Here is a 10,083-nt window from a genome sequence, read left to right as displayed (position 1 = left end):
GTGTGCGGCGGAGCGAGTTGCCGAGGGTGTATCCGAAGCCCGGCTCCAGCGGCTCGATCACGAACCGGGAACGGAACTCGTCGACGACCTCTTCGGTCAGTGACGGACGCTGTGCAATCAGCACGGGGTATGGCCTCCAGTGTTTGGCGCCCGCTATGTGACGCCGTAGACACCATGAAGGGTACGGGCCCTTCCGCCTCCTTCGATGCTGACCCGCCCGTCTGGCGGCCGGCGGCCTGGCCAGGCCCCTGTCGGACTGAGGTCCGACGATCACCTGCTCCCGTCGCGGGGAGTCGGCCACCCGACCATGACGTGGGTGCATACTGGGGACGATGACAAAGCCTGCTGCACCGAAGCGTCACTTGCCTACCAGCCCCTTCAAGGCCCCGGCCACGTCGGCTCCCAAGCACTTCGCCGTCGGTGACCAGGTCACACACGACATCTACGGTCTCGGCCGGGTGATCAGCGTCGACGACGGAGTCGCGGCGCTCGTCGATTTCGGCTCGGCCCAAGTGCGGGTCGCGAGCCCGTACGCCAAGATGACCAAGCTGTAGGACCGCTGTGCCGGGTCTCGGCACGCCAGGCCCCTTCAAGGGTCTGTAACGAAAGGGAAACCTCTCATCGACCAGACGTCGCTGTTCTCCGCCCTGGAAGGGCAGCCCCGCGGCGCGACCGCGGCGTCGCCGCCTCCGGCGACCAATCCCTTCCAGGCCCCGGACTTCGGGGAGGACGAGGCCTTCCCGGCGGAGGACGTCCAGGACCCCGCCTAGGCCGGGGACAACCGGCTCCCGCGAGCGCGGTGGTCCCGGCACCTTGCGTGCTGACGGGTGCGCCCCGTCATCGCGTGGGCGTGAGGCGGTCCAGCGCGTCCAGGACCCGGGCCCAGGGAAGGCCGCGTCCGCCGGGCTCCTCGCCCGGCTCCGGCAGGGGCCGTGCCTCCGGGTCGTCCACGAGGTGGACGCCCGCCTCGCTGAGGGTGGCGAGATGGCGGGGCCAGGCGGGGTGGCGGGCGTGGGCCGCGGTGACGGCCGGAACGGCCACGAGCGGCACGTGCGGGGTGCCGAGGACCTCCACGAGCAGGGTCAGGGCCTGGTTGTCGGCGATACCGAGGGCGAGCTTGGCCAGGGTGTTGGCGCCCGCCGGGGCCAGTACGCAGCAGTCCGCGGCCGGATGGGGCCGCGGCTCGCCGGGGAGCCGCGACCGGTCGCGTACGGGCAGGCCCGTCACATCGCGCAGCCGCCCGATCTCGTCCCGTTCCCGCAGCCAGCCTGCGGCGGTCGGGGTGAGCGTGACGGCGACGCGCCAGCCGCGGGCGATCGCGGGCAGGACGAAGCCCTCGCGCAGGGTCTCGACGCCGTCAGCGGCCGAGCCGACGACGGCGAGGACCCCGCGGACCGGCCGCGGCTGCGAGGGGGGCGTGTCAGAAGCCATGGCCACCCCTTACCCGAACCGGCCCTCCACGTAGTCGGCCGTCCGGGGATCGGTCGGGCTCGCGAACACGGCCGTGGTGGGGCCGTGCTCCACGATGCCACCGGGGGTTCCGACTGCCGCCCGCACGGCGGCTGCCCGGGCGCGAAGCGGACGGACCCCGCGGTCCCGTTCCGCGGGGTCCGGAATGCCGGCCGGAGTGACCGGCGCCGGAGGGGCGGCGGCTCGCGCCGCGCTCTCGCCCGGCGGCCGGCAGGGCAGGCGAGGGGTCAACTCGCCTTGCGCAGCACCTCGATGACCTTGCAATCGATGTCGCCGGAGGCCGCCTCGGCCCCCTGGGCGCTCGTGTCGACCGCGTCCCCCGGGGCCAGGTCCGTCGTGTTCGCGACGGCTTCGGCGATGTGGCCTCCACCGGCGTCCACGAACTCGATGCGCACCTGGTAGTCGGAGGTCTCCGAACTGTGGTTGGTGACGGTCACCTCGGCGCTGGGCCACTTGCTGAAGTCCGCGAGGCCGCACGAGGTGACCTTCGCGTCCCGCGGGGCCGCCTTCTGGCCGCTGTCCCCCGCCGGGGACGCGCTGGCCGGGGAGTCGTTCCCCGTACCACCGTTGTCCTCACCGGTCTTGAGGGCGAAGGCGACGCTGCCGCCGATGATGACAACGATGGCGACGACCCCGAAACCGACTATCTTCCCTGCACCCTTTTTCTTCGGCGGCCGGCTCCAGTCCGGCTCCTGATGCGGTGGGTAGTGACCCGGTGGCGAGGTGTGCGACGGCTGAGACATGGTGAACCCCCTGAGGCTCGGATGTGAAGACACCGTGGCAGAGCTTCACCATGCGCGCAGAGACAAGAGCTGTCTGTAATGTGGCCGTGACCGATCCGGTATAGATCATTCCTGATACGTCTGTGTCAGGGTTCCGATCGGGTTCGCTGACCGGGCCTCGCCGGCCACCGGCTCGGCGGGGAGCGGCCGTACGGCGGTACGGACGCCCCCCTTCGGCCGGGAGAGAATCCCGGGAGAGGTCAGCCGGTCAGACCCCGGCGCGTCAGCAGCGGCTCGATGCGCGGCGCCCGGCCCCGGAAGCCCTCGAACGCGGCCAGCGGATCGACGCTGCCGCCGCGGGAGAGCAGTTCACGGCGGAACGTGTCGCCGTTCTCGCGCCGCATGCCGCCGTTCTCCTTGAACCACTCCACGGTGTCGGCGTCGAGCACCTCGCTCCAGATGTACGAGTAGTACCCGGCGCTGTAGCCGTGGGCGAAGATGTGCGCGAAGTAGGTGCTGCGATAGCGCGGTGGGATCGCGGGCAGCGCGAGGCCGGCCTCCTTCAGGGCGGCGGCCTCGAACTCCTCGGCGTCGCCGGGGTCGTGACCGGCCGGGATGGTGTGCCAGGCCCAGTCGAGGACGGCGGCCGAAAGGTACTCCACCGTGCGGAAGCCCTGGCCGAAGCGCTCCGCGGCCTCCATACGGGCCACCAGGTCGGCGGGCATGGGCTCACCGGTCTCGTGGTGGCGGGCGTAGTGGGCCAGCACCTCCGGCCAGGTCACCCACATCTCGTTGACCTGGGAGGGGTACTCGACGAAGTCGCGCGGGACGGCCGTACCGGAGAAGAAGGGGTGGCGGACCTCGGAGAACAGGCCGTGCAGCGCGTGGCCGAACTCGTGGAAGAGGGTGTTGACCTCGTCGTAGGTGAGCAGCGCGGGCTCGCCGGCGGCGGGCTTGGCGACGTTCAGGTTGTTGACCACCACGGGCTTGCGGCCGAAGAGCGCCGACTGGTCCACCAGGCTGTTCATCCAGGCCCCGCCACGCTTGGAGGCGCGGGCGAAGTAGTCGCCGAGGTAGAGGCCGAGGGGCGAGCCGTCGGCGTTGGAGACCTCGAAGACCCGGACGTCGGGGTGGTAGCCGGCGAGGTCGGTGCGCTCGGTGAAGCCCAGCCCGTAGACCTGGCCCGCGGCGTGGAAGACGCCGTCCCGGAGGACCCGGTCCAGCTCGAAGTAGGGGCGCATGGCGGCGGTGTCGATGTCGTACTCCGCCTTGCGGACCTTCTCCGACCAGTAGGTCCAGTCCCAGGCCGAGAAGTCCTCCAGGCCGGAGGCGGCGGCCAGGGCGGCCGCCTCGCGCTCGGCGTTGGCGACCGCGGGCGGGACGAGACGTGCGAGCAGGGAGGTCACGGCCTCGGGGGTGCCCGCGGTCTGGTCGGCGACGACGTACGCGGCGTGGTTCTCGTAGCCCAGCAGGGCGGCGCGCTCGGCGCGCAGCCGGGCGAGCCTGACGGTGAGTTCGCGGTTGGAGGCCAGACCGCGGCCGAGCGAGGCCGTCAGCAGGCGCTCGCGCAGGGCGCGGTCGTCGAGGAAGGCCAGCTCGGACTGGTTGGAGAAGTTCTTCAGGCTGAGGACGTACTTGCCGTCGTGGCCGAGTGCGGTGGCGTTGGCCGCCGCGGCGGCGACGGCGTCGGCGGAGAGCCCGGCCAGCTCGTCCGCGCTGTCGAGCACGAGAGCGGCGGCCTTGGTGTCGGCGAAAAGGTTCTGCTCGAAGGCCGTGGAGGCCTCCGCGATCTCCGCGTTGAGCGCCCTGAGCCGCTCGCGGCCCTCCTCGGTGAGCTCGGCGCCCGCGCGCACGAAACGGGTGTGGTACCGCTCCAGCAGCCGCAGCGCCTCGGCGTCCAGGCCGAGTTCCGACCGCGTCCCGTACAGCTCCTTGACCCGGGAGTAGAGGGCCGGGTTCAGGTGGATGGCGTCGGCGTGGGCGGCGAGCGCGGGGTTGATCCTGGCCTCGATCTCCTGGATGCCCGGACCGGTGTCGGCGCTGGCGCGGTTGAAGAAGACCTTCGACACGCGGTCGAGCAGGTCTCCGGAGCGCTCCAGGGCGACGATCGTGTTCTCGAAGCCCGGCGGTTCCGGGTTCGCGGCGACGGCCTCGGTCTCGGCGAGCTGCTCGGCCATCCCCTGCTCGAAGGCGGGAAGGTAGTGCTCCTCGCGGATGTCCGCGAACGGCGGCAGCTCGTACGGCAGGGTGCTCGGGCTGAGGAAAGGATTCGTCGAGGTCACGCCACCGACCTTACGCCCGGCGCCTGGCGCCCGGACGTGGCCTTCCCCAGGATGCCCGGATGGCGGCTACGCGTACGGACGGCCGGGTGGAGCGCGGCAACAGGGCACGGCCTTCCGCACCCGGGCCGCTTCTCCGACAATCGGGGAGGCCGGTCATGCGTCCGCCACATTTGTCACCGTTACGCGGGCTCCGCGTCACAGATGATCAACAGCCCCTTCCGCCCCTGATCGCATGTCGTTGTCCCGGCGAGGCCGGCCACACCCCCCGAGGCCGGCGGATGGGAGGTGCGTGGGAGATGACGGACCGGACCCTCTGGTCGTATGCCGAGATCGCCGCTCACATCCGGGTGCAGGTCGACACCGTGCGCTCGTACCGCAAGCACGGGCACCTGCCGCCCCCCGACGTCGTGGAGGGCGGCAAGCCGTTCTGGTACGCCGACACCATCCGGCTGTGGAGTTCCCGGCGCCCCGGGAACCGCGGGCGCCGGGAGTCCGGCTGACGCCGGCTCCGCCGCCGCTCAGCCCGAGCGGGCCGGCTCCGGCTCCAGGTCCCGGTTCGCGTCCGGGTCCGGGTCCGGTACGGGCTCCTCCTGCCCGGGGACCCTGCCGGGGTCCCCGCCCTCGCTCAGCCCGAACCGGTCGTGCAGCGCCTTCAGCGGCCGCGGCGCCCACCAGGTGGCCCGTCCGGTCAGCCGCATCACGGCGGGCACGAGCAGGGTGCGCACCACCATCGCGTCCATGAGCACGGCGAGCGCGATCCCCAGACCCAGCATCTTGGTGTTGGCGATCCGGGATGTGCCGATGGCCACCATCACCACCGCCAGGATCACCGCGGCCGCCGTGATCAGGCCACCGGTGCGGCGCACCCCGAAGACGACCGCCGCACGGTGGTCACCGGTGCGGTCGTGCTCCTCCTTGATGCGCGACAGGAGGAAGACGCCGTAGTCCATCGAGAGTCCGAAGGCGACGCAGAACATCAGCACCGGCAGCGTGGTCTCGATGCTTCCCGTCGCGGTGAAGTCGAGCACACCGGACAGGTGGCCGTCCTGGAACACCCACACCACCGCGCCGAACATGGCGGTGAGGCTCAGCGCGTTGAGCAGCACGGCCTGCAGCGGGATGACCACGCTGCCGGTGAGGAGGAAGACCAGCAGGAGCGTCACCGCGACGATCAGGGCGGCCGCCCAGGGCAGGCGGTCGGCTATGACCTCCTTGGTGTCGACCAGTTGGGCCGCGGTGCCGGTGGCGGAGGCCTTGAAGGGGGCCTCTACCGACCGGATCCTGCCGACCAGGTCCTGGCTCGCCTCGTCCACGGACTCCGCCTTGGGCAGCACGGTCAGGTACGCCGCGCCGTCGGTGGCCCGGGCCGCCTGCGCCGGACCGGGCGCCGCGGTCCGCCGGCCCTGCGCGTACTGGCCGGCCGGTCCGTCGACGACGACCACCCCGGGCAGCGCGGACAGCCTGCCGCTGTAGTCGCCGAGCTGTTCCGCGGTGGGACGGCCCTCGGCGAGCACGGTGATCGCGCCCCCCGGGTTGCCGGGGAAGCCGTCGCGTATGTGCTGCTGCACGACGTGCGCCTCCGCCGTCGCCGGCAGCTGGCGGTCGTCGGCGGTGCCGAACTGCACCTGCAGGAAGGGCAGCCCGAGCAGGACCAGCCCGGCGACCGTACCGATCGCGAACAGCGGCGCACGGCGCATCACCAGCCGCGCAAGCCGCGCGTATCCCGCGCCGGGCTCCCGTCCGGCCTCCCCGCTCCGGCGGCGCGGCAGGACGCGGCGCAGGTCGAGGGAGTTGACCCGCTGCCCGAGCAGCAGCAGCGCGGCGGGCAGGATCACCAGCGCCGCCGCCGCCGCGAGCAGCACCACGGCGATGCCGGCGTAGGCGAACGAGCGCAGGAAGTACTGCGGGAAGAGGAACATCGCGGAGAGCGCGGCGGCCACGGTGAGGGCGGAGAAGAGCACGGTGCGGCCCGCCGTGCGCAGCGTGGCGCCCACGGCGGTCAGCGGGTCGGCGCCGGTGTCCAGCTCCTCCCGGAAGCGCCGGACGACGAACAGGGCGTAGTCGATGGCGAGTCCGAGACCGAGTGCCGTGGTGAGGTTCTGCGCGAAGATCGAGACGTCCGTGAACGCCGTGAGGCCCCGCAGCACGGCGTTGGTCCCCAGGATCGCCACGATGCCGACACCCAGCGGCAGTACGGCCGCGACGGCGCTGCCGAACACCATGACCAGCAGCAGGAGGGTGACCGGCAGGGCGATGAGCTCCGCGCGGGCCAGGTCCTCCTGGATCGTGGTCTGCAGTTCATTGCGGAAGGCGGCCATACCGCCGACCTCGACCTCCACCGCGCCGTGCCTGCCCCGGTACTCGGGGGCGAGGCGCTCGACCGTCTCGGCGACGGCGTCGTCGTCACCCCCGATCCGCGCGGCGATCACGGCCTCCCGGCCGTCCTCCGCGCGCAGCGTGGGCGCCCCGGTCGTCCAGTACGAGGTGACTCCGGTGACGTCCTTGTCCGCCGCGAGCCGGCGACCGAGCTCCCGTCCCTCGGCCGCCACCTCCGGGGAGTCCACACCGGCGCCGCGGCCGTCGACGAGGAGGATCAGATTGGGCTGCGCATCCGGGAAGTAGCGGTCCAGCGCCTCGGCCGCGGAGGCGGACTCCGAGCCCGGGGCCTCCCATCCGCCGCCGCGCAGCCGGTCCCCCACACCGCTGCCCGCGACCACCGCCAGGGCGGTGAACAGCAGCGCCAGCAGCAGGGTGAGGCGTGGGCGGGCGGTCATGGCCCGGGTCCAGCCCTTCGGCGGGCGCTCGCGGTTGACATCGGACATGGCAGAGGTGTCCCCTCCCCTGAGGAACCGCCGTAAAATGGCGAACACGAGCGATCACTCGCGTTTCTTCAGAATGCGAGTGACCACTCGCGTTTGTCAACAGTGATTGGGGATTACACGTGCCTGAGGAGCAGAGGCCTCGACGCCGGCAGGCCCGCGGCGAACGGCGCGTGGCGCAGCTGCTGGAGGCGGCCGCCGGAGTGTTCTGCAAGGTCGGCTACACCGCGGCCACCACGAACGCGATCGCCCGCGAGGCGGGCGTGTCACCCGGCACGCTCTACCAGTTCTTCCCGAACAAGGAGGCCATCGCCATCGAGCTGGGCGGCATCCTCAACCAGCGGATGCGCGAGGGGCACGGCGAGCTGTTCACCCCCGAGAACGCCTCGCTTCCGCTGCGCGAGATGCTCGAGGTCATCGTCGACCCGATGATCGAGTTCAACTGCCAGAACCCCGCCTTCCTCGCCCTGGTCCACGACAGCGACGTCCCCGGCACGGTCGTCATGGAGCACGACGTGCTGCACAGCTCCCTGCTCGAGCGCGTGGAGAACCTGCTCGGCCTGCGCGCCCCCGCCCTGTCGGCCGCCGAGCGGGGCCGGGTGGCCGCGATGGCCTTCGGGCTGTTCAAGGCCGGCCTCGCCCTGGTCCTGGCGCACGAGGGTGCCGAGCGGGACGCATACGTCGCAGAGGTCAAGGCCGCGCTCTACGGCTACCTCGCCCCGTACCTCGGCACCGGGGCCGTCGCGATAACCGATCCCGGCCCGGCCACCACCACCACCACCACCACTACCACCACCACCACCACCACCGCCACCGCCACCGCCTGAGAACAGGACGCACGTCCCCCACTCCCCTGGCGGCCCGCCTCAGCCCCGCAGCGCCCGGTCAGCCGACTCCCCGTCCGGGGCGTCCGCCTCCGGCGTGCCCGCACCGCCTGGCACGGCGCCACCGGAAACCACCACGCGTCCGGAGGGCGGCGCACCCGCCCGGGCCGAGCGGTGCCCGGAGACCATCTGCGCCACGCTGCCGACCCCGGCGACGGCCAGGGAGACACCGAGGCCCAGCGCGACGGCGTACAGCGAGTTGGACACGGCGAGCCCGCCGAAGTAGCCCAGGCCCACCGAGTACGTCGCCCAGACCGCCTCGGCCACGCCCGCGCCGATCATGTAACGGCGGGCCGGATAGCGCACGATGCCCGCCGACAGGCCGCCGACCATCCGCCCGCTGGGCAGGAAGCGGACGGCGATGACGAAGGGCACGCCGTGCCGCTGTATCCGGACGCTGGCCCACTCCAGCAGCGCACGGCGGCGCGGCCGCCGGTAGAGCCTGGTCAGGACCTTCCCGCTGACGGCCCGGCCGGTGCGGTGGATCAGCAGGTCGCCCACGAGGGCGCTGCCCGCGACGACCAGCAGGACGAGCGCGAGCGACAGCCGCCCCTGGGCGGCCAGCACGCCCCCGGTGACCAGGAGCGCCGCGTTGGGCACCAGAGGCGGCGCGGTGGTGGCGGCGAGCACCGCGTACGCCCAGAAGACGTGTCCGTCCCGCAGGTACCCCTCGAGGCCCGCGGTGAAGTCGAGGGCCGACACCATGCCTAAAACGTCCATACGGCCGCCCCTCTTCCCCGCCCCGGCCCGTCCCCCGTGTCCCGTACCAGGCCTCAAAGCTCGCAGGGCCGCGACGAAGGGGGCAAGGCGATTTCGCCGGGATCGGGGCATTCCCAGGGTTTTCCCGGGGGCGCCTCATCCTCAGGTACGGGACCGAGGGCTCCGGCTCTGGCGCGGGGAGTACGCCGGGCGTACTCCCCGCGGCCCGAGCGGCCCCGGCGTCCGGCGTCCGGCGTCCGGCGGCTCAGCGGCCGAGCAGCTCGCCGCCGTTGCACTGCAAAATCTCCCCGGTGATGAACCCCGCCTCCGGGGACGCGAGGAAGACCACCGCGGAGGCGACGTCCTCGGGCCGCCCCACCCGGCCGACCAGGGTCCGGCCGGCCCTGCGGGTCAGCTCGGCGGCGTCGAGCCGGGCGCCGAAGAACTCGGTGCCCGCCACCGTGCCCGGGGCGACGATGTTGCAGGTCACGCCCTGCGGACCGAGCTGGGCCGCCAGGGAGTGGTTCCAGGCGTGCAGGGCGGCCTTGGAAGCCCCGTAGGAGCCTCCGCCGCGCAGCGCGGCCACCGAGGTGACGGTGATGACCCGGCCGCCCTCGGGAAGCCGGTCACGTACGGATTCGGTCAGCAGGACCGCGGTGAGGACGTTGCGCTCGAAGTCGCCGCGCCAGCGGGCCAGTACCCCGTGCGGGCCGGCCCCGATCGCCAGTTCGCGGCTGCCCGCGTTGTTGACCAGGACGTCGATGCGCCGGGGCAGCCGTGCGAGGGTCGCCTCCACGTCGTCGGGATCCGCGAGGTCGCAGACGACCGGGGTGACGTCGTAACCGTGGTTGGAGCGCAGGTCGTCGGCGGTGGCCCGCAGCACCTCGCGGCGCCGGCCGACGATGGTCACATGGTCGCCGGCCTCGGCGAAGAGGGTGGCCACCGACCGGCCGATGCCCGTTCCCCCGCCGGTCACCACGACGTGCCGGCCCACACTTGCGTTCTGCGACATCACGCTCCGCCCCTCCAGGAGGGACAGCACGTTACGGGACCCCGGGTGCGCGACCGACACGGGGGTCAGCCATGATGCGGATGGCGTAGAAGATGCGTAGACATGACCGAGATCACACTGGCTGGAACGTAACCTTTTGGTTTACGAGGGGGTCTAACCGAGCGAAGACACCGGGCTCCCGGCGGACTCGGTGAG

General features: G+C 72.3%; 9 protein-coding genes and 1 pseudogene. 3 read left to right on the top strand and 7 right to left on the bottom strand.

Features of this window, described 5'->3' with window-relative positions; genetic code table 11:
• A pseudogene (locus PV342_RS38370) lies at positions 1–124 on the bottom strand (DNA-directed RNA polymerase subunit alpha); the annotation flags it as partial.
• Positions 125–332: 208 nt separating this feature from the next.
• Between PV342_RS38370 and PV342_RS38365 the strand changes: the two are divergent.
• Entirely contained in the window at positions 333–554 is a 222-nt protein-coding gene (locus PV342_RS38365) for a hypothetical protein (protein WP_026251878.1), read from the top strand.
• Positions 555–837: 283 nt separating this feature from the next.
• On the opposite strand, the gene PV342_RS38360 is transcribed toward PV342_RS38365, so the two are convergent.
• The 3 genes from PV342_RS38360 to PV342_RS38350 all read right to left on the bottom strand — a co-directional run bounded on the left by PV342_RS38360 (position 838) and on the right by PV342_RS38350 (position 4,474).
• The gene (locus PV342_RS38360) at positions 838–1,431 is read right to left on the bottom strand and encodes a flavoprotein (RefSeq protein WP_400805393.1); all 594 of its coding nucleotides are present in this window, start codon (positions 1,429–1,431) and stop codon (positions 838–840) included.
• A 266-nt stretch (positions 1,432–1,697) separates the two neighbouring features.
• Entirely contained in the window at positions 1,698–2,213 is a 516-nt protein-coding gene (locus PV342_RS38355) for an FxLYD domain-containing protein (protein WP_386991014.1), read from the bottom strand.
• Positions 2,214–2,452: 239 nt separating this feature from the next.
• Positions 2,453–4,474 carry a M3 family metallopeptidase gene (locus PV342_RS38350; protein WP_500320785.1) on the bottom strand — a complete coding sequence of 674 codons (2,022 nt, stop codon included), beginning with the start codon at positions 4,472–4,474 and terminating at the stop codon, positions 2,453–2,455.
• A 296-nt stretch (positions 4,475–4,770) separates the two neighbouring features.
• Between PV342_RS38350 and PV342_RS38345 the strand changes: the two genes are divergently transcribed.
• Positions 4,771–4,974: a MarR family transcriptional regulator gene (locus PV342_RS38345; RefSeq protein ID WP_361003732.1), complete on the top strand. Its 204-nt coding sequence runs from the start codon at positions 4,771–4,773 to the stop codon at positions 4,972–4,974.
• An 18-nt stretch (positions 4,975–4,992) separates the two neighbouring features.
• Here the strand turns inward: PV342_RS38345 and PV342_RS38340 are convergent, their stop codons facing one another.
• Entirely contained in the window at positions 4,993–7,296 is a 2,304-nt protein-coding gene (locus PV342_RS38340; RefSeq protein ID WP_400805396.1) for an MMPL family transporter, read from the bottom strand.
• Positions 7,297–7,415: 119 nt separating this feature from the next.
• On the opposite strand from PV342_RS38340, the gene PV342_RS38335 reads away from it, so the two are divergent.
• Positions 7,416–8,120 (top strand): TetR/AcrR family transcriptional regulator, encoded by a 705-nt coding sequence (locus tag PV342_RS38335; protein ID WP_500320783.1) that lies wholly within the window; start codon positions 7,416–7,418, stop codon positions 8,118–8,120.
• Between the two features lie 39 nt (positions 8,121–8,159).
• Here PV342_RS38335 and PV342_RS38330 read toward each other — a convergent pair whose 3' ends face one another.
• Together PV342_RS38330 and PV342_RS38325 are read right to left on the bottom strand one after the other, a co-directional pair.
• Entirely contained in the window at positions 8,160–8,897 is a 738-nt protein-coding gene (locus tag PV342_RS38330) for a DedA family protein (protein ID WP_500320781.1), read from the bottom strand.
• Between the two features lie 244 nt (positions 8,898–9,141).
• Positions 9,142–9,888 carry an SDR family NAD(P)-dependent oxidoreductase gene (locus tag PV342_RS38325; RefSeq protein WP_361003742.1) on the bottom strand — a complete coding sequence of 249 codons (747 nt, stop codon included), beginning with the start codon at positions 9,886–9,888 and terminating at the stop codon, positions 9,142–9,144.
• Positions 9,889–10,083: the final 195 nt, after the last annotated feature.

Origin of the sequence: Streptomyces sp. PA03-3a, assembly GCF_033792735.1 — a bacterium.
In the GTDB taxonomy this organism is placed as follows: Bacteria; Actinomycetota; Actinomycetes; order Streptomycetales; family Streptomycetaceae; genus Actinacidiphila.
The sequence above is the reverse complement of the archived record's forward strand: the minus strand, read 5'-3'. Positions and strand labels throughout refer to the sequence as shown.